This is a genomic window from Desulfovibrio sp. SGI.230 (assembly GCF_050313065.1).
Classification (GTDB): domain Bacteria; phylum Desulfobacterota; class Desulfovibrionia; order Desulfovibrionales; family Desulfovibrionaceae; genus Desulfovibrio.
Map to the genome: position 1 here is coordinate 55,896 of NZ_JBNPKS010000013.1, position 18,399 is coordinate 74,294.

Consider the following 18,399-nt stretch of genomic DNA (forward strand, 5'->3'; position numbering starts at 1 on the left):
TCTTCCGGAGGCAGCGATATGATCCGTAAACTGACCCTTGCCCTGTGCTTCCTTGTCCTCATGTCCTCGGCCGTGGCCGCCAAGACCCTGGTGGTGGCCGGACACTGCGGCTACCCGCCCATGGAATACCTGAACGACAAGAAAGTCCCCACCGGCTATTCCATTGATTACATCAAGGAAGTGGCCAAACGCGCCGGCTTTGACATGAAATTCCGTGATGTGGCCTGGGACGGCATCTTTGCCGGTCTGGCCTCGGGCAACTACGACATCCTGGCCTCCTCCACCACCATCACCCCCGAACGCCAGAAGACCTTCGACTTCTCCGACCCGTATTACGGCGTCGTGCAGGCCGTGGTCATGGCCAAGGGCAAGAAGATCGACAGCCTGGCCGGCCTCAAGGGCCTGACCGTGGGCAGCCAGATCGGCATCACCGGCGTGTTCGTGCTGCAAAAGGCCAACGTGGGCGCCAAGATCAAGGAATACGACGACATCGGTCTGGCCTTCGAAGACCTGGCCGCCGGCCGCATCGACGCCGTCATCGCCGACGACCCCGTCGCCAAGTTCTACGCCAACAAGCGTGAAGACTTCGCCGGCAAGTTCTCCGTGGCCTACCTGCACAAGGATCCCGAATACTTCGGCTTCTGCGTGCGCAAGGGCGAGACCGAACTCGTGAAGCGCATCAACAAGGCCATCGCCGCCATGAAGGCCGACGGCACCGAAGACAAGCTGAAGATCAAGTGGATGGGCTCTGCCGACTAGCCCGGATACCCCGGCCGGCAGCACCGGTCACCATCATATGACATTTCGGAAGGGCCTGCGGGCCCTTCCTGCGTTTCCGGCCCTGTGCGGCGGCCGGAAAATCCCGGAAAACCTATTGACGCTCGGGGCCCGCGCGACTAATAAGACCCAATCCTGGCCGGGCCCGGCACGGATGCCCGGTCCGGTCCAGGCCTTTTTTCCCATTTTTCGGAGGCAGCATTATGTTCCGTAAACTCACTCTTGCCCTGTGCGCACTCGTCCTGATGTGCACTCCCGTGGCCGCCAAGACCCTCGTGGTCGCCGGCAACTGTGCCTTCCCGCCCATGGAATTCCTGACGGACAAGAAGGTCCCCACCGGCTATTCCATCGACTACATCCATGAGATCGCCAAACGCGCGAATCTGAAGATCACCTTCCGCGACGTGGCGTGGGACGGCATCTTCGCCGGTCTGGCCGCCGGTAACTACGACATCCTGGCTTCCTCCACCACCATCACTCCCGAGCGCCAGCAGGCCTTCGACTTCACCATCCCCTACTATGGCGCCGTGCAGGCCGTGGTCATGCCCAAGGGCAAGAAGATCAACAGCCTGGCCGACCTCAAGGGCCTGACCGTGGGCAGCCAGATCGGCATCACCGGCGTGTTCGTGCTGCGTAAGGCCGACGTGGGCGCCAAGATCAAGGAATACGACGACATCGGTCTGGCTTTCGAAGACCTGGCCGCCGGCCGTACCGACGCCGTCATCTGTGACGACCCCGTCGCCAAGTACTATGCCAACAAGCGCGCCGACTTCGCCGGCAAGTTCAACGTTGCCTACCTGCACAAGGATCCCGAATACTACGGCTTCTGCCTGCGCAAGGGCGATACCGAGCTGCTGGAACGCCTCAACAAGGCCATCGCCAGCATGCAGGCCGACGGCACCGAAGCCAAGCTGAAGATCAAGTGGATGGGCGCTGCCGACTAGCCCGGACACTCCGGCCGGACGTCCCGGCCATCCTTCCGTCATCCCAGGGAAGGGCCCACGGGCCCTTCCCTTATTTTTGGCCCGCTGACAGGCGGCCGGGCCCCGCAGGCAGGAAAACTGCGGCTCCGGCGCCCGCCGGGTATTGACGGCAGGGGCCTGCGCGGCTAATAAAACCCAGTTTGGCCGGTTTTGGCATGCGGGCGCGAGCCTCAGGCCAGACATCTTCATCAACCTTTGGAGGCAGCATTATGTTCCGCAAACTCACGCTTACCCTGTGTGCTCTCATGATGATGTGCACGTCCGTGGCCGCCGAGACCCTGGTGGTCGCCACCAACTGCACCTATCCGCCCATGGAATTCCTGAACGACAAAAAGGTGCCCAACGGCTATTCCATCGCCTACGCCACGGAAGTGCTCAAGCGTGCCGGTTATGAGATGGAACTGCGCGACGTGGCCTGGGACGGCATCTTCGCCGGTCTGGCCGCCGGCAACTATGACCTGCTGGCCGCTTCCACCACCATCACTCCCGAACGCCAGAAGGCCTTCGACTTCACCGAACCTTACTACGGCGTGGTGCAGGCCGTGGTCATGCCCAAGGGCAAGAAGATCAACAGCCTGGCCGACCTCAAGGGCCTGACCGTGGGCAGCCAGATCGGCATCACCGGCGTGCTCGTGCTGCAGGAAGCCAACGTGGGCGCCAAGATCCGCGAATACGACGACATCGGTCTGGCCTTCGAAGACCTGGCCGCCGGTCGTGTGGACGCCGTCATCTGTGACGACCCCGTCGCCAAGTACTACGCCAACAAGCGTACCGATTTCGCCGGCAAGTTCGGCATCGCCTACCAGCACAACAATCCCGAATACTTCGGCTTCTGCGTGCGCAAGGGCCGTACCGAGATGCTGAACCGCCTCAACAAGGCCATTGCCGAGATCAAGGCCGACGGCACCGAAAACAAGCTGAAGGTCGAGTGGATGGGCACTGCCGACTAGGGCAGCCGCCGCGACCGGCACCGCCGGTCCCCATTTTGTGACAACTGTTCGGAAGGGCCTCCGGGCCCTTCCGGCGTTCCCGCATACAAGGGGCAACCTGTACAATGAAAGACGAAGGGCAAAGCAAAGGCAACATCATCATGGTGACGGACGGCCCGTCCATCCCGAACCCTCGCGAATGGCGGCTCATCAACGCATGGTCCATCGCCCTGTGTGGTGCCATCATCACCCTGGTGCTGCTCTGCACCACCGGGCCGCAGGTCTACCGTGATGCCATCATCTTCCTGCCTGACGGCCTGCTGCTCACCTTCAAGGTGACGGCCTACTCCATCTGCGGCGCCGTGCCTCTGGGCCTGCTGACCGGCCTGGGGCGCATCTCGCGCAACCGCTTTTTCAACCTGCTGGCCTCCACCTATGTGGAAGTCATCCGCGGCATCCCCCTGCTGGTGCAGATCTTCTACATCTACTTCGCCATCTCCATGCTGGTGAAGATGGAAGGCGTGACCTCCGCCGTCATCGCCCTGAGCTTCTGCTACGGCGCCTACATGGGCGAAGTGTTCCGCGCGGGCATCCTGGCCATCCCCCACGGGCAGACCGAAGCGGCCCGCTCCCTGGGCTTCAACCGCGTGCAGACCATGTTCTATGTGGTGCTGCCCCAGGCCTGGCGCACCATCATCCCGCCCGTCGGCAACGAATGCATCGCCATGCTCAAGGATACGGCCCTGGTCTCCGTCATCGGCATGCCCGACCTGATGCAGCGCGCCCGCAGTTTTGCCTCCAAGAGCTACTGCTATTTCGAGTCCTACACCGTGGTCGCCCTGGTGTACCTCATCATCACCCTCATCCTCTCCAAGATCGTCAGCATCATCGAAGCGAGGCTCAATCACTATGACAGAAAAAAATAGCACCGAGCCCATCATCAGCATCCGCCACGTCTGGAAGTACTTCGGACAGCTCCCGGCCCTGCAGGATGTGAGCCTCGATATCGCTCCCGGCGAGCGCGTGGTCATCATCGGGCCTTCCGGTTCCGGCAAGTCCACCCTGCTGCGCTCCATCAACCGTCTTGAAGAGATCGACGGCGGCAGCATCATCGTCAACGGGCAGGACATCAACGACAAGGCCAACAACATCAACGAGATGCGCCGCAACCTCGGCATGGTCTTCCAGCAGTTCAACCTCTTCCCGCACAAGACGGTGCTGCAGAACCTGACCCTGGCCCCGCGCAAGCTGTTGAACATCCCCAAGGCCGAAGCCGAGACCATGGCCCTGAAGCTGCTCAAGAAAGTGGGCATCAGCGACAAGGCCAACGTCTACCCCGCCATGCTCTCCGGCGGCCAGCAGCAGCGCGTGGCCATCGCCCGCGCCCTGGCCATGCAGCCGGACATCATGCTCTTCGACGAGCCCACCTCCGCCCTTGACCCCGAAATGGTGGGCGAAGTGCTGGACGTTATGGTGAGCCTGGCCGAAGAAGGCATGACCATGATCTGCGTGACCCACGAAATGGGCTTTGCCCGTACCGTGGCCGACCGCCTGATCTTCATGGACCACGGCCAGATCCTGGAAATGGGCAAGCCCGATACCCTGTTCAACTCGCCGCGCCATCCGCGCCTGCGCCAGTTCCTGACGCAGATCCTGTAAGCCGTTTCCCGGCCCAAGGTTTTCCGCAGCCCGTCAGCTTTTCTGGCGGGCTGTTTTCGCATCTTCCCTCCGGCCCGGCCGGACGCCAAGGAGACTTTTTGATGACACAACTGGCCGTTGCCGTCAGCGGCGGCGTGGACAGCCTCTGCGCCCTCCTGCGCCTGCGCGAACAGGGACACGACGTCCTGGCCCTGCACGGGCTCTTCCTGCCCGATGCCGCATCTTCCGGCCTGCGCCCGGCCCCTGAAGGCCCCCGTTTGCTCACGGCAGCGGAGGTCCTGGCCGCGCCTCTGCCCCCCGCCAGCCGTCAGGCGGTGGAAGGCCTGCAAACAGCCTGCGGACAGCTGGGCATCCCCCTGCATGTGGCCGACATGCGCGCGGTCTTCGACAGGGAGGTCGTCACGCCCTTCGTGCGGGCCTATGCCCGGGGCCGGACGCCCAACCCCTGTGCGCTCTGCAACCGGGCCATCAAGTTCGGGGCCCTGCTGGACGCCGCCCTGAGCCTGGGCGCGGACCGCATCGCCACCGGCCATTACGCCCGCCTGCTGGACGGCCCTGCCGGGCCCGTGCTGGCCGCTGCGGACGACCAGGCCAAGGACCAGAGCTATTTCCTTTCCCTCGTGCCGCTGGAGCGCCTGCGCCGGGCCGTGTTCCCCCTTGCCCGGCAGGACAAGGCCGCCAGCATCGCCCAGGTGAAGGACGCGGGGCTGGCAGTGCCCGTACCGCAGGAAAGCCAGGAGATATGCTTCATCCCCGCCGGAGAGGACGCCTACCGGGCCTTCCTGGAGCGGCGCTGGCAGGCGGAAGGCCTGTCCCTGCCCGGCAGCGGCCCCGTCCTGCTGGAAGAGGCGGACAGCGACGGCCGCCCCGTGCTGCGCCCGCTGGCCCGGCATGAAGGCCTGTGGCGCTATACCGAAGGCCAGCGCCGGGGCCTGGGCATCGCCCACAGCGAGCCCCTTTACGTGCTGCGCAAGCAGGGAGAGGACAATACCCTCGTGGTGGGCGGCAGGGCCCGCCTGGGCATGCACGGCTGCCTCACCGGCCCCGCCAACCTGCTCTGCTCGCCCGAACAGTGGCCGGACACCTTGCTGGCCCGCCTGCGCCATCGCCAGCGCCCCACCCCCGCCCGGGTGGAGATCACGGACGGCGGCCTGCGCATCACGCTGGCGGAACCGCAATTCCCCAGCGCCCCCGGACAGGTGGCCGCCATCTACGACGAGCAGGGCCGCGTGCTGGCCGGTGCGCTGGTGCGGGAACTGTTCTAGCAAGGATGACCGGGAGGGAAGGAGAAAAGAGCCTGCGTTGTTGTCGATGCCCAAAGCCCCCGTATCGCCAACGGGCACGACGCTGTGGCCTGCCGTCGGCTGCTCAGGCATAAAGGCCCCTCCCGCGCCGCCCCCTCGGACGTACTGCACCGAGCAGCTAGCTCTCTTGAAACAAAGACAGACGGACGATACCCGTCCCATGGCTGCCATGACCGGATGGCAACATCTGCTCCGGTCTTGGTACGGCCCGCTCCGGCAACGAACCATAAAAAAACGTCCCTGTGGCAGCACAGGGACGTTTTCCATTTTCAGGGCAGAGAAAGATCAGCGCAGCACAAGGCCGGGATCGGCCGGGCAGCGCATGCCTTCCAGCAGGGGCACGGCCGGGGGCAGCTCGCCCAGCACGCTGACCAGGATGAATCGCCCGTTGGACTGCGCCAGAAAACAGACGCCATCCTGACCGTCTTTCTTGATGGGGAAGCTGTACTGCCCCTCCCGCTCCACAGGATCGGCCGTGGCTCCGGTCACGGAGGCCAGTTCCGCCGCTATCCGGGCGGGGGCAAGGCCCGCATCGGCGGCCACCATCACGGCGATGGCCGTCCGGCGGCCTTCCTGCCGGAGCAGCAAGGTGGAAGTCGTCCCGGACGTATTTTCCTCCACGACGCTCCAGCCCTCAGGCAGAGGGAAAAAGACACCGGCCACTTCCTTTTCCGCGGCCGGCGCAGGAACGGCCAGCAACAGGATCAGCAGGCCTGTCAGCAGTATTTTTTGCATCTTCGTCTCCTCGATGATGATGGAAAAGCCTTGCGCCGGCCACAGGGCTCCGGGCATGGCGCACAACGTCTCGTCCGGGGCACGGCCTTTTGTCGGCGACAGACCGTCGTCCCAAGCCAGGCGTGGACGACCGCTGTCCCGCCGTCTTCCCTAGGCCTGTCCCTGCGGACGGCCGCGCCGCAGCCGCCGCCAGACAGGTTCCAGTATGCCGGGTGCCAGCCTGTAGCTCAAGGGCAGGAAGATCACGGCAAAGGCCAGACCGCTGGCAGCGCAGGTCAGGCAGGCCTGAGCCACGGCGGGCAAGGCCAGCGTACCGGAGGCACGCAGGCCGTCCAGCCCGTACTGGGCCGCCCAGGAGGCCGCCCCGGCGGGCAGGGAGCACAACAGGGCCCGGCCGGACAGGGAAAGCAGGCCCGCAAAGGCGCCCGTGCCCTGCCGTCGTGCCCAGATGGCCACCAGCCAGAGCACATAGGCGCTGACGCTCACCGCCGAGGTCAGGGCGATGGCCCACGCGCCCAGAGGCACGGCCCACCAGTAATAGACCGGCAGGGCCAGCAGGGTCATGACCGTGCCTGTGGTGGCCGGGGTCAGGGTATCGCCGTCGGCATAGAAGGCGCGCACCAGCACCATGTACAGAATCCACAGCGGCGTGGCGGCCAGCATGATCTGCAACAGGGGCGTGCTGGCCACGGTCTCGGCCAGACCGAAGCGGCCGCCCTGGAAGATGACGCCCATGATGGGCTGGGCGGCCACGCCCATCCAGAGGGCACAGGGGATGATAAGGCCCACGCTGGCCCGCAGGGCCGCACTCAGGGTCTGGTCGAAGCGTTCCTTCTCGCCATTGGTCAGCAGGGAGACCAGGAAGGGATAGGAAGCCACGGCGGCCGCCTGCCCCATGAGGCCCACCGGTACCTGCATGATGCGCCGGGCATAGTTGAGCAGACTCACGGCGCCGTCGCCCACCAGCGAGCCGAACACGCGCATGAACTGCTCATCCAGGAAGATGACGGTCTGGCCCAGCATAAGGGGCAGGGCCATGATCAGGAAGCGCTTGAGCAGCGGATGCCGGAAGACCGGCGACAGGCGCAGCCCCCCGGCGGCGGCCACCCGGAAGGGCAGCAAAAAGGCCCCCAGACAGGCCCCCACGGTCACGCCCACGCAATAACCGGTCATGCCGCCCAGTTCCCATTCGGCAGGCAGATCCATACCCTGCGTCAGCCAAGGCAGCAGCAGGCCGCCCGCGATGATGCAGCCGTTGTAGATCAGGGGCGCCAGCGCGGGCACGCGGAACTGCCGCCGCATGTAGAGCAGGGCCGTGACGCAGGCCCCGCACAGGAAGAAGACCTGCGCGGGCAGGATGATGCGCATGAAAAAGGCCAGCCGTGCCGTCTGGGCGGCATCGAAGCCCGGGGCCGTGATGCGGGCCAGCTCTTCGGCGCCCAGCATGCCCGCCCCCGTCACCAGCAGCGAGGCCACCACCATCCAGCAGAAGATGCAGGAGAAAAAGCGCCAGCCGTCGTCCTCGTCCTCCTGGAAGCGCCGGGACAGCAGGGGGATGATGGTGATGGCCATGATGCCCCCGGCCAGCAGGTGGTTGATGATGTCCGGCACCACGAAGGCCGCGAAGTACATGTCCGCTTCACTGCCCGCGCCGAACTGCCAGGAGATGACCTTGTCGCGCACCAGTCCCATGAGGCGGGACAGGATGGTGCTGGCGGCCAGGATCAGGGCCGCCGCGCCCATGCGCTGTTTTTGCGAGAAAAAGCTCATCCGCGTCTCCCCCGTCCTGCGGGACGGCGTGCCCCGTGCCCTCCATCCCGGCGGGCCTGTCCTTTGCCGCGTACGGGACGCTGCCCGTCGCGGTCACGGCCCTTGCGCTGATGCGGCAGTTTGGCATGACGGGCCGGAGCCTTGCCCGGCCGCCCCTGCCGCCCGCGCGACACACGTCCGCCGCGGCGAGCCGCCACGCCCAGCTCCGTGGGCAGCAGGCGGATCTCCAGACGGCCGCTGTGCACTTCGGCCAGCACCACCTCGAGGGACTGGCCCATGCTCCAGCACAGGCCCGAGCGCTGCCCCACCAGGCACTGGCGGCGGGCATCGAAGTCGTACCAGTCGTCGCCCAGATCCTCCACGCGGATCATGCCCTCCACGGGCATCTCGCTCAGCTCCACGAACAGTCCGAAATCATTGACACCGGCCACAACGCCCCTAAAGCGCTCGCCCACGCGGCCCTCAAGGGCCATGCAGGCCAGACGCCGGGCCATCTCGCGCTCGCAGTCCAGGGCGTCCCGCTCGCGCCGGTTGAGCTGGTCAGCCACGCGCAACAGCTTCTGCCCGGCAGGCAGGGCGCCGTCGTACAGCCCCAGGCTGGCCTTGAGCGCCCGGTGCACCAGCAGGTCGGCATACCGGCGGATGGGTGAGGTGAAGTGGCAGTAGGCACGGGACGCCAGACCGAAGTGCCCTTCGTTCTCCGGCTGATAGCGGGCCTGGGGCATGGCCCGCAGGCACAAACGCCCCACCAGGAACTCCCTGTCCGAACCCTGCACGTCCCGCAGGATGCCCTGCAGGGCCGAGGCCGCGGGCTTCACGGGCACCAGTTCGGGGTCGATGGCTTCCAAGGAGTCGAACAGGCTCTCCAGCCGCTCGGGATCAGGCTGGGGATGCACGCGGTAGAGGAAAGGCTCCTTCGGGGCCCCCTCAAGACTGCCGTCGGCTTTCAGGCCGCCCAGATGACGGGCCACGGCCTCGTTGGCCGCGATCATGAATTCTTCGATGAGGCGGTGGGCGTCGTGGCGCACACGGCGGGACACGCGCAGCAGGCGGCCCTTGCCGTCAAAGCCGTATTCCGGTTCCGGCAGGTCGAAATCCAGGCTGCCCCGGCGCTGCCGGGCCTCACGCAGGCAACGGTACAGTTCGAAAGCCGTCTCCAGCATGTCCAGCACTTCCTGCCCGCGCGGTCCGGCGGCCAGCGCGGCACGGGCCTGCTCGTCCCTGTCCAGCAGGCAGGCCTTGACCTGATCGTAGGTCAGGCGGGCCGCCGAACGCATGACCACCGCCGCGAAGCGCGGCCTGCCCGGCTGCCCGGTGGCGGAAAAGGGGATCTCGGCCAGCATGGCCAGCCGGTCTTCGTCAGGACGCAGGCTGCACAGGCCGTCGCACAGGGCGGGCGGCAGCATGGGCTCCACCGACGTGGGGAAATACCAGGAATTGCCGCGCGCCAGGGCTTCGGTATCCAGCGCCGAACGCGGGCGCACATAATGGCTCACGTCGGCGATGGCCACACGCAGGAGCCAGCCCCCGCCGGGGCGGGCCTCCACCTGCACGGCATCGTCGAAGTCACGGGCATCGGCGCCGTCGATGGTCACCAGCGGCAACGCGCGCACGTCCTCGCGCCCGGCCATGTCGGCATGCTGGGGCGCGGACGGCAGGGCGTCGGCCTCGGCCTGGACACGGGGCGGGAACTCCCGCGGTACCTCGTGATTGAGTTTGACCAGATCCTCCTGCACGGCGATGTCGTCTTCCCGGCCCACGGCCTGCAGCAGACGGGCCTGCCAGAGGTCGGCGGCCAGACGTTTTTCCGGCGCCACCAGCAGCAGCGAACCGCCGGAGGGACGCTCCATGTCCCCGGGCAGCTCCACGCTGACATCGAAGGGCATGCGGCTGTCCGCCGGACGGCACAGGGCGCGGCGTCCGGTCACATGGATCACGTGCACGGGCACCTCGCGGCAGCCGCGCTCCAGCACCTCCACGATGCGGCCTTCCTGGCTCTTGCCGCGGGCATGCGAACGCGGCGAGAGGGCCACACGCACCATGTCCTGATGCCAGGCATCGCCCGCCTGCAGGGGGTGGATGAAGATGTCCGGGCCGGTCACCTGCCCGTTGTCGCCCAGGGGCGTCACGAAACCGCCCGCGCCGCTGCGCAGGGCCATGTAGCGGCCGCGCACCTGGCGCAGGCCGTCGGCACGGGCCCATAGCCCGCCCTGCAGGCGCACCAGCCGGCCTTCGTCAGCCAGGGCATAGAGCTGGTCTTCCAGTATCTTGCGGGCCGCACGCGGCAGGCCCGTGACCCGCAGCAGGGCATCCAGACGCAGGGGACGGTTCTGTTCATGGAAGATCTCCAGCAGCTCGGCGTCATCAAGACCGGCCGGGAGATCGAAGTAGTTGTTTTTCTTGCTCATAGATCCTTGTACGCCGCACAGGGCGACGATGTTTGCACAAAGTGTCCGTCCGTCCTGCATACGGGCCCCGGGCCCGCTTGTCAAAGCCGGCAGACACAAGAGGGGCGGAAGGTCACCCTTCCGCCCCTCTGTCATATCATCGGAGTGGCCGCTCCACAGGCGGCCATCCATCCTGCGCCCCTTTCGCTACTGCAGCTTTCCCGCCAATACAGGGCGCGGGACCTTCCCTCTTTCCCCTCATATGCGGGCGGAGAAGGAGGGCGTATAAAAGCCTTTCCCGCTAGTCGCGGTTGCCGCCGAACAGACGCAGCAGCATCAGGAACAGGTTGATGAAGTCAAGATACAGTTCCAGGGCGCCCAGCAGGGCACCGCGGCGCATGGCCGTGGCGTCGTCCACAGGAGCGTTCATGCCGAAGGCACGCAGCTTCTGGGTGTCATAGGCGGTGAGGCCGGTGAAGATCAGCACGCCGATGCAGCTGATGACGAAGTCCATCATGCTGCTGGCCAGGAAGATGTTGACGATGGACGCGATGATGATGCCGAACAGGCCCATCATCAGGAAGTTGCCCATGCCGGTCAGGTCACGCTTGGTCACCGTGCCGTACACCGACATGGCCAGGAAGGTGCCCGTGGCCGTCAGGAAGGCATTGGCGATGGAACCGATGGGATAGACCACGAAGATGCTGGACAGGGTCAGGCCGGTCAGGGCCGAATAGGCGATGAACACCGCCGTGGCCGTGGTGGCCGACATTTTGTGGATGGCGGCGCCCAGGGCGATGACCATGCCGAACTGGGCCACGATGAGGGCGATCATGATCACCATGTTGCCCAGGATGGCCATCTGCAGGTCGGGGCTGGACGCCACGGCAAAGGCCGTCACGGCCGTGATGGCCAGACCGGCGGTCATCCACATGTAGACCTGGCGCATATAGATGGAAACGGCGCTCACAGCGCTTTGCGCAATGGTACGAGCAGTCATGTTTTTCCTCCGGGATTTGGCCGCGCGGCATGCACGGCCGTACTTTCATTCCTTGCTTAACATATAGGGATATGGCGCGCAAAAGCAAGTCCCGGCCGGGCCAGGCTGCCGGTCATGGCCCCATGATCCCGGGAAGGAAGCCCTCGCTCCCCTGCCGGGCCGGCAGGAGCCACCGGCGGACAGGATGAGGGCCGTTTCCCGTCCCTGCCGCACGGGCTCCGTCCGGGCCTGATGCTCCCGCACCGTCCGGCCTCCCCCATTGCTGAAGGGCCGTCCCTATCCTGAGCCCCTCCGTCTGCGGGTTTCCGGCCTCCCCTTCCCTTGCCGCTCCCCCCGGCACATGCTACCGTGCGCCTGTCGCACCGGCATGGTGCGACAGATCATCAAGGAGAACCCTTCATGAAGAAATTCACTCTCTTCACCCGTCTGCTGCCCGTCCTGCTGCTGGCCTGCGCCCTGCTGGCCGCCCCCCAGGACATCCGCGCCCAGGGCCCGGACCCCGTCGTCAAACTGGAGACCAGCATGGGCGACATCCTCGTGCGTCTGGATGCCCGCAAGGCTCCCATGACCACGGCCAACTTTCTGGAATACGTCAAGGCTGGCCAGTATGACGGCACCATCTTCCACCGCGTCATCAAGGACTTCATGATCCAGGGCGGCGGCATGACCGCCAGCCTGCGCGAAAAGACCACCCGCGCCCCCATCAAGAACGAAGCCGACAACGGCCTGCGCAACCGCAAGTATACCATCGCCATGGCTCGTACTTCCGACCCGCATTCGGCCACGGCCCAGTTCTTCATCAACGTCAAGGACAACAACTTCCTCGACCACCGCAGCAAGGACCCGCAGGGCTGGGGCTATGCCGTGTTCGGCAAGGTCATCCGCGGCCAGGACGTGGTGGACCAGATCGCGGCCGTCAAGACCGGCAGCCGCGGCTACTACGAAGACGTGCCCATGCAGCCCGTCATCATCAAGCGCGCCACCATCGTGGAATAAATGGTATAAGCGGGAAAAGAGATGCAGGGGGAGGGAAACCTTTTCGGGGAAAAGGTTCTCCCTCCCCCTACTCCCCCTCCCTTCCAAAACCTTTTCTTCTGATCGGTATGGCAGGTCCCCGTCGCTGGCTGGCGGGTGAGGATATCGAAAAACAGGACGCCCGCTATTCTTCCAGCCTACCTACCAGAGAACCTGACATGACCATCGCACAAAAAAAGACGCCACGTGGCGTCTTTTTTTGTGCCTGATAAAGCGCGTTTGGGGGAGGATGGGGGCTTGGGGGAAGGAACCCCCTTTTCGCGCCAGAGAAAGGGGGTTCCTTCCCCCAACAAACAATAAAACTCCCAACGCCTCAGCGCCGGGCCAGGAGCTTCAAGCGGCGCATGGTCAAATGGCAGATGGCCACGGCCAGGGCGTCCGTGGTATCCAGAGCCCAGCCCTCGCCACGCACGTTGAGCAGACGCCGCACCATGAAGGCCACCTGTTCCTTTTCCGCGCGGCCGGTGCCCACCACGGATTTTTTGACCAGCGTGGGCTCATAATCGCTCACCGGTACCCTGTGCGCGGCGCAGGCGGCCACGGCCACACCGCGGGCCTGGCCCAGCTTGAGGGCGCTGGCCGCGTTCTTGGCCGTGAAGACCTGCTCGATGGCGGCCTCCTGCGGCCGGTAACGGCCCACCACGTCCGCCAGCTGCCGGTAGATGACGGCCAGTCGCTGGGAAAATTCCTTTTCACCGCTGGAGGTGGTGCGGATGATGCCGCAATCCACCAGGCGCAGCACGCCGGACTGTTCCGCGATGATGCCCCAGCCCGTACGCTGGGAGCCGGGGTCGACCCCCAGGACCACAAGAGGAGTGTCTGCCATAGCTCTCCATAGAAAAAAAGCCCGGCACTCAGGGAATGCCGGGCAAAAAACGGACATCTGCCGCCCGGAGGGGCGGGAACGTACCGGACTAGTCCATATCCATATCTTCGGGGAAGTCGGCGTTGGCGTAGACGTTCTGCACGTCGTCGTTGTCGTCCAGGGCTTCCATGAGACGGATGACCTTCTGGGCGGCTTCGGCGTCCACGGCCACCAGGTTCTGGGGCACCATGGCCAGTTCGGCGGACTGCATGGTCACACCGGCGGATTCCAGAGCGTCGCGCACGGCCGCGAAGTCGGCCATGGCGGTCTGGAGGGTCCAGACATCTTCATCGTCGATGACGTCGTCGGCGCCGGCTTCCATGGCCACTTCCATCATCTGGTCTTCGGTGTAGGCGGCCTTGTCCACGGTGATGACGCCCTTGCGGTCGAACATCCAGCTCACGCTGCCGTCGGTGCCCAGGCTGCCGCCGTGCTTGGTGAACAGGTGACGCACTTCGGCCACGGTGCGGTTCTTGTTGTCGGTGGCCACTTCCACCATGATGGCGATACCGGCGGGACCGTAACCTTCGTAGAAGCATTCGGTCAGATCGCCGCCCGCATCTTCACCGGTACCCTTGCGGATGGCGGCTTCGATCTTGTCCTTGGGCAGGTTCACGGCCTTGGCAGCGGCAATGGCGGCACGCAGACGAGGGTTGCCCGCCGGATCGCCACCGTTCTTGGCAGCGATGATGATTTCCTTGGCGGCCTTGGTGAAAACCTTGCCGCGCTTGGCGTCCTGACGGCCCTTGCGGTGCTGGATATTGGCCCATTTGCTGTGCCCAGACATAAAACCTCCCAAAACTCGGAGAATGTAAAAGGTGAAAAAAGACAGACGGCCTTGCGGCGCGTCCGTTCCCTGCCCAGGATACCGGGACATCCCGGCGGCGGGAGCACGCTTCCGGCCTCTCCAGGCGCGCACGCGGGTGCAGCGGCCCGGACAGCGGAGGATGGGCCGCCCCTAAAGGGCGCCGGGCTCCTGTCCGGTGTCGGCGGCTCCGTCCGTGCCCGCATCCTGTGCGGCAGGACGCGCCTCGGCCTTGAACCCCATGCCCACGAAGAAGGTCTCCTTGCTCTCGGCTCGGGAGCTCTTGGGCTTGAAGGATTTGACGGCCTTGAAGGCGCGACGCATGGGCTGGAGCATCTCCTGGATGTCCGGCCCCATGAAAATCTTGACGATGAAGCTGCCGCCGGGTTTGAGGTGCAGGCGCGCCACTTCCAGGGCCTCGCAGGCCAGCTCGAGCGAACGGGCCTGGTCCGTGAACTTGGTCCCGGTGGTACGGGGCGCCATGTCGCTCATGACCACGTCGAACGGCCCCATCTCGCGCAGGCGGGCTTCAAAGGCATCGGAACGGTTGAACACGTCCTCCTGCATGAAGGTGACCTGCGGCGGAAAGGCGGTCTCCGTGGTCTGGATGTCGCAGCCCAGCACGAGCCCGCGCTGGCCCACCTTTTCGGCAGCACCCAGCGACCACGAGCCCGGAGCCGCGCCCAGATCCAGAACGCGCATCCCCTGGCGGAAGAGCTTGAACTTCGCGTCCAGTTCCTTGAGCTTGTACACGGAACGGGCCGGATAATTCTCGCGCTTGGCCTTGAGAAAATAATGATCTCGATATTCCTTCATAGTGACACCAGCGGGCTTCTATAGCGTTTTTTTTCACGGTAGCCAAGCCCCACAGGGGCGGCCCGGCCGATTTTTTTCAGGGATGGCGGAAGGAGAGGACCCGGGGATGCCACGGGCTTTGTCCGGCGTGGCGTGAGGGTTGCCGGCCGGAAGACACGGCCCGGGGATGCCCCTGTGTCCTGGCGGGCAGGGCGTTGCTGTGCCGGCCTGCTTCGGAGCGGCCTTGCTTTCCTGCAGGCGTTCCGGGAAAGCTGGAGCTCGCCTGCCTGCATACCAAGGAGAAAACGCTCTGGAAACAACCGGAGCGAGCGGCGGACATGACGACCTACCCATTCTGACGGTCACTGGTGCAAGCATGTCCTCCTGCTTGCCGGAGCCGGATTCGTAGCTGACCGTCCCTTGCATGCCACGGATATCAGGCCCCTCTCTCCTGACCGACGGGCGGCCTGTGCACAAAAAAGACTTGACCGCGGCAGATGAATGGCATACATACCTCGCTACGCCGCGTTGTGGCGTCCATGTGGGGAAGTAGCTCAGCTGGGAGAGCATCGCCTTCGCAAGGCGGGGGTCGGGAGTTCAAGTCTCCTCTTCTCCACCACAAGGAAAACCAGGGGTTACGGTTCTGGACTGTGACCCCTTTTTTATTGCCCAAGATTACTATATAAAAAGCAGACATGCCCCTGGCATACCTGTCCCCTTGACCAGAGGTATCTAGATTTATTCGATATTTATTAATATAGGACATAAACCACTTAATGCAGAACCATCATCATTTCCACCTGTACAGATATCCGTATCAGGCTGTATGAAGCACCTTCTCGTGAAGTGTACAACATAGCACTTTAAAAAGATCTTTTTTGTTCTGCACTTCAACTCTGACGCCTGTTCAGATTGAAACGAGCCGTCCATGGATATCCAAGAAAAACTCCTCATTCGCGATCTTCGCCGTGTCCTGCATGTTTTGCCTTCATGGGTACGCTGGCGTACGTACGTCCTGCTATTCCTCATGTTCGTCCTGGCATTTTTCGAAGTCCTTTCCATCTTCTCCATGTCGCTGATGGCCATGAGCATCGCCGCTCCGCAGGCTATTCTGTCCCACAGGATCGTCCAGGAACTGCTTCAGGCTATTCCGGCGTTGGGGCAGCTCTGCAACGACCTGCGCTATTTCACACTGCTCACCGCCTGTATCGTCGTAGCTTTCGCGGCCATCAAGAACGGCCTCTCTGCCCTTGTAGGCTGGAAAAGCGCAGTCCTGGGTGAAGATATCGCCTTCAGTGCCGGCAGCACCATCATGCGGCACTTCCTGTACAGTGACTACATGGAGCATATGGCCGGCAACAGTGCAGCCATGTTCCAGGCCCTGAGCTGGAAAACGACTCTTGGCCAATACGTCGTCAATATCCTTAGCGTCTACACCTACGCCATCACGGCCGTAGCCCTGTTCCTGACGCTCATTTCAGCAACGCCGGGTGTCATCCTGCTCTGCCTGTTCATCACAGGTTTGATAACGACGTCCATCTATCGCGGCATGAAATCGGCAATCGACCGCTCCGGAGCCACTGCTGCCGACAGCAACCGGCAGGAAAATACAACGGCCATGGTAGCCATGAACGGTATCCGGGAGGTCCTTATCTACCGGCAGCAGCCTGTCTTTTTCAAATCCTACCAGGATGCCTGCCGCAAGGGGAAGAACGCACGGTCGTTCCTGACCGTCGCGCCCCCCATCCCTTCATGGATACTGGAAGTTTGCGGCTTTCTGGTCATTCCCAGCACCATCTGGCTGCTTATTTCTACCGATGATGCCGACATGTCGACCATCGCTGGTGTGATCACGGTCATCATGCTGGCCGCATGGCGTGTACTGCCGCTGTTGAACCGTTCCCTGGGCTGCCTGGTGACCTTGCGAGGCCTGCGCGCCATGGCCATGAACTGCCTTGAGCGTCTGGAAGCTATCCAGAAGCAGGCGCTGCCCTCGTCGCCTGACCCCGATCCCTCATTTCGCTTTGATCGTGAGATCACGCTTGATCAGGCTGATTTTCGCTACCCGGGGGCTACACAGGACAGCCTCTCCAAACTGAGTTTCTCCATCCACAAGGGCGAACAGCTGGGCATCGTGGGCCCCTCCGGTGCCGGCAAGTCAACTCTTGTGGGCCTACTGTGCGGCCTGCTGCCCATGAGCAGTGGCATCTTACGCGTGGACGGCAAGGAACTTTCGCCGGAAGAGCGGGCCGCCTATATCCGCAGCATCGGCTATGTGCCCCAGTCCCCCTATATCTTGCAGGGGACTGTGGCAGCGAACGTGGCCTTCAGCCAATGGGGAAAGCCCTACGATGCGGAAAAGGTGGCCCGGGCCTGCCGCATGGCGGCTCTGGACCTTGTGGAAAAAGACCCGCGCGGCATAGAGTACCCCATTGGAGAACGGGGCAGCGGGCTTTCGGGTGGTCAGGCCCAGCGTGTCTCCATCGCACGGGCTTTATATGCGGCTCCCGATATCCTGATCCTGGACGAATCCACCAGTGCTCTTGACCTTGGGACAGAAAGCGCCATAATGGATACTATTGCAGCCCTCAAAGGTCAGTTGACCATCATCATCATCGCACATCGGCTGAGCACGGTAGAACACTGTGACAGACTGATCTGGATGGAGAACGGACGCATACATCGTATCGGGACGCCTCAGGAGTTGCTGCCTGAGTATATGAAGTCGTTTGGTGTGTAAGTAAAATGAGGGTGTTAACTAATGATCAATGAATATATTTTAGGCTGTATCAAGAAATATAGCTTCACATATAAACTGTACTGGGAGCTCAAGGGGGCAAAATTCTATCTTTTATCCTCCCCAAGTAAAGAGCCACATATGACAGAGACAGAAAAAGAACTTTTTTATAACGTTATCTCTGATTCAAATGTTATACTTGAATTTGGTTCTGGAGGCAGCACAGTTTATGCACTGGAACAAGGGAAAAAAGTTTTTTCCATTGAATCTTCTAGGTGGTTTGTACGCTTAATGAAAAAATCACCCGTTATCAAAAAGGCTATTCAGGATGACAACCTTCTTTATTATCAAGTTAGGATGGGAACAACTAAAGAGTGGTCTATCCCATTGAATAGTGAATTGGGCGAACTCTACTGGAAGAAATCCGTAGAGACAATATCCTCGATGCCTGTATCAATCGTTAAGAATTATTGGGATAAGGTAGATACAATTTTTATCGATGGGCGTTATCGTGTTTCATGCGCATTAAATGCACTAATCACTTTCCCAAAAGTAAATAAATTTGTAATACATGATTACACAAACAGACCGCAGTATCATATTCTTGAAAATTTTTTT

Annotated in this window: 16 protein-coding genes and 1 tRNA gene; 10 read left to right on the forward strand and 7 right to left on the reverse strand. The window is 63.0% G+C overall.

Annotated features, from left to right (window positions below; genetic code table 11):
* The first annotated feature begins 18 nt into the window (after window positions 1–18).
* From ACQRAG_RS09905 to ACQRAG_RS09930, 6 genes are all read left to right on the forward strand, one after another.
* Window positions 19–759 carry a basic amino acid ABC transporter substrate-binding protein gene (locus ACQRAG_RS09905; RefSeq protein WP_006009232.1) on the forward strand — a complete coding sequence of 247 codons (741 nt, stop codon included), beginning with the start codon at window positions 19–21 and terminating at the stop codon, window positions 757–759.
* A 221-nt stretch (window positions 760–980) separates the two neighbouring features.
* Window positions 981–1,721 (forward strand): basic amino acid ABC transporter substrate-binding protein, encoded by a 741-nt coding sequence (locus ACQRAG_RS09910; RefSeq protein ID WP_303740224.1) that lies wholly within the window; start codon window positions 981–983, stop codon window positions 1,719–1,721.
* A 248-nt stretch (window positions 1,722–1,969) separates the two neighbouring features.
* The gene (locus tag ACQRAG_RS09915; RefSeq protein WP_168935363.1) at window positions 1,970–2,710 is read left to right on the forward strand and encodes a basic amino acid ABC transporter substrate-binding protein; all 741 of its coding nucleotides are present in this window, start codon (window positions 1,970–1,972) and stop codon (window positions 2,708–2,710) included.
* Window positions 2,711–2,814: 104 nt separating this feature from the next.
* Window positions 2,815–3,615 carry an amino acid ABC transporter permease gene (locus ACQRAG_RS09920; RefSeq protein ID WP_006009216.1) on the forward strand — a complete coding sequence of 267 codons (801 nt, stop codon included), beginning with the start codon at window positions 2,815–2,817 and terminating at the stop codon, window positions 3,613–3,615.
* Complete coding sequence (locus tag ACQRAG_RS09925) at window positions 3,599–4,348, forward strand: amino acid ABC transporter ATP-binding protein (protein ID WP_006009214.1); 750 nt, start codon at window positions 3,599–3,601, stop codon at window positions 4,346–4,348. The genes ACQRAG_RS09920 and ACQRAG_RS09925 overlap by 17 nt, the downstream gene beginning before the upstream one ends.
* A gap of 101 nt (window positions 4,349–4,449) precedes the next feature.
* On the forward strand, window positions 4,450–5,613 hold the full coding sequence (locus ACQRAG_RS09930) for a tRNA-specific 2-thiouridylase (RefSeq protein ID WP_427804058.1): 1,164 nt from the start codon (window positions 4,450–4,452) through the stop codon (window positions 5,611–5,613).
* A 324-nt stretch (window positions 5,614–5,937) separates the two neighbouring features.
* Here ACQRAG_RS09930 and ACQRAG_RS09935 read toward each other — a convergent pair whose 3' ends face one another.
* The 4 genes from ACQRAG_RS09935 to ACQRAG_RS09950 form a co-directional block, all read right to left on the reverse strand.
* Window positions 5,938–6,387: a hypothetical protein gene (locus tag ACQRAG_RS09935; protein WP_204626200.1), complete on the reverse strand. Its 450-nt coding sequence runs from the start codon at window positions 6,385–6,387 to the stop codon at window positions 5,938–5,940.
* A gap of 150 nt (window positions 6,388–6,537) precedes the next feature.
* Window positions 6,538–8,157, reverse strand: coding sequence for a murein biosynthesis integral membrane protein MurJ (gene murJ / locus ACQRAG_RS09940; protein ID WP_303899067.1), 1,620 nt, complete (start codon window positions 8,155–8,157; stop codon window positions 6,538–6,540).
* The gene (gene rnr, locus ACQRAG_RS09945; RefSeq protein ID WP_427804059.1) at window positions 8,154–10,565 is read right to left on the reverse strand and encodes a ribonuclease R; all 2,412 of its coding nucleotides are present in this window, start codon (window positions 10,563–10,565) and stop codon (window positions 8,154–8,156) included. Before rnr ends, murJ begins: the two co-directional genes overlap by 4 nt.
* A gap of 280 nt (window positions 10,566–10,845) precedes the next feature.
* Entirely contained in the window at window positions 10,846–11,544 is a 699-nt protein-coding gene (locus tag ACQRAG_RS09950) for a Bax inhibitor-1/YccA family protein (protein WP_204626197.1), read from the reverse strand.
* A 399-nt stretch (window positions 11,545–11,943) separates the two neighbouring features.
* On the opposite strand from ACQRAG_RS09950, the gene ACQRAG_RS09955 reads away from it, so the two are divergent.
* The gene (locus ACQRAG_RS09955) at window positions 11,944–12,540 is read left to right on the forward strand and encodes a peptidylprolyl isomerase (RefSeq protein WP_329967952.1); all 597 of its coding nucleotides are present in this window, start codon (window positions 11,944–11,946) and stop codon (window positions 12,538–12,540) included.
* Window positions 12,541–12,892: 352 nt separating this feature from the next.
* Here ACQRAG_RS09955 and ruvC read toward each other — a convergent pair whose 3' ends face one another.
* The 3 genes from ruvC to ACQRAG_RS09970 form a co-directional block, all read right to left on the reverse strand.
* On the reverse strand, window positions 12,893–13,405 hold the full coding sequence (ruvC, locus tag ACQRAG_RS09960) for a crossover junction endodeoxyribonuclease RuvC (RefSeq protein WP_006009195.1): 513 nt from the start codon (window positions 13,403–13,405) through the stop codon (window positions 12,893–12,895).
* An 88-nt stretch (window positions 13,406–13,493) separates the two neighbouring features.
* Complete coding sequence (locus ACQRAG_RS09965) at window positions 13,494–14,231, reverse strand: YebC/PmpR family DNA-binding transcriptional regulator (protein WP_168935355.1); 738 nt, start codon at window positions 14,229–14,231, stop codon at window positions 13,494–13,496.
* Between the two features lie 171 nt (window positions 14,232–14,402).
* Complete coding sequence (locus ACQRAG_RS09970) at window positions 14,403–15,065, reverse strand: RlmE family RNA methyltransferase (protein WP_006009191.1); 663 nt, start codon at window positions 15,063–15,065, stop codon at window positions 14,403–14,405.
* 522 nt (window positions 15,066–15,587) lie between these two features.
* Here ACQRAG_RS09970 and ACQRAG_RS09975 point away from each other — a divergent pair.
* The 3 genes from ACQRAG_RS09975 to ACQRAG_RS09985 all read left to right on the forward strand — a co-directional run.
* Window positions 15,588–15,663, forward strand: a tRNA-Ala gene (locus tag ACQRAG_RS09975).
* Between the two features lie 309 nt (window positions 15,664–15,972).
* Window positions 15,973–17,784 (forward strand): ABC transporter ATP-binding protein, encoded by a 1,812-nt coding sequence (locus ACQRAG_RS09980; RefSeq protein WP_427804060.1) that lies wholly within the window; start codon window positions 15,973–15,975, stop codon window positions 17,782–17,784.
* Between the two features lie 21 nt (window positions 17,785–17,805).
* The coding region (locus ACQRAG_RS09985) for a hypothetical protein (RefSeq protein WP_427804061.1) at window positions 17,806–18,399 on the forward strand (594 nt) is incomplete at its 3' end.

What these genes read in the sequence shown, in the direction of transcription:
- ACQRAG_RS09905 (WP_006009232.1), top strand. Translation starts at nt 19, where the DNA reads ATGATCCGTAAACTGACCCTTGCCCTGTGCTTCCTTGTCCTCATGTCC.
- ACQRAG_RS09910 (WP_303740224.1), top strand. Translation starts at nt 981, where the DNA reads ATGTTCCGTAAACTCACTCTTGCCCTGTGCGCACTCGTCCTGATGTGC.
- ACQRAG_RS09915 (WP_168935363.1), top strand. Translation starts at nt 1,970, where the DNA reads ATGTTCCGCAAACTCACGCTTACCCTGTGTGCTCTCATGATGATGTGC.
- ACQRAG_RS09920 (WP_006009216.1), top strand. Translation starts at nt 2,815, where the DNA reads ATGAAAGACGAAGGGCAAAGCAAAGGCAACATCATCATGGTGACGGAC.
- ACQRAG_RS09925 (WP_006009214.1), top strand. Translation starts at nt 3,599, where the DNA reads ATGACAGAAAAAAATAGCACCGAGCCCATCATCAGCATCCGCCACGTC.
- ACQRAG_RS09930 (WP_427804058.1), top strand. Translation starts at nt 4,450, where the DNA reads ATGACACAACTGGCCGTTGCCGTCAGCGGCGGCGTGGACAGCCTCTGC.
- ACQRAG_RS09935 (WP_204626200.1), bottom strand. Translation starts at nt 6,387, where the DNA reads ATGCAAAAAATACTGCTGACAGGCCTGCTGATCCTGTTGCTGGCCGTT.
- murJ (WP_303899067.1), bottom strand. Translation starts at nt 8,157, where the DNA reads ATGAGCTTTTTCTCGCAAAAACAGCGCATGGGCGCGGCGGCCCTGATC.
- rnr (WP_427804059.1), bottom strand. Translation starts at nt 10,565, where the DNA reads ATGAGCAAGAAAAACAACTACTTCGATCTCCCGGCCGGTCTTGATGAC.
- ACQRAG_RS09950 (WP_204626197.1), bottom strand. Translation starts at nt 11,544, where the DNA reads ATGACTGCTCGTACCATTGCGCAAAGCGCTGTGAGCGCCGTTTCCATC.
- ACQRAG_RS09955 (WP_329967952.1), top strand. Translation starts at nt 11,944, where the DNA reads ATGAAGAAATTCACTCTCTTCACCCGTCTGCTGCCCGTCCTGCTGCTG.
- ruvC (WP_006009195.1), bottom strand. Translation starts at nt 13,405, where the DNA reads ATGGCAGACACTCCTCTTGTGGTCCTGGGGGTCGACCCCGGCTCCCAG.
- ACQRAG_RS09965 (WP_168935355.1), bottom strand. Translation starts at nt 14,231, where the DNA reads ATGTCTGGGCACAGCAAATGGGCCAATATCCAGCACCGCAAGGGCCGT.
- ACQRAG_RS09970 (WP_006009191.1), bottom strand. Translation starts at nt 15,065, where the DNA reads ATGAAGGAATATCGAGATCATTATTTTCTCAAGGCCAAGCGCGAGAAT.
- ACQRAG_RS09980 (WP_427804060.1), top strand. Translation starts at nt 15,973, where the DNA reads ATGGATATCCAAGAAAAACTCCTCATTCGCGATCTTCGCCGTGTCCTG.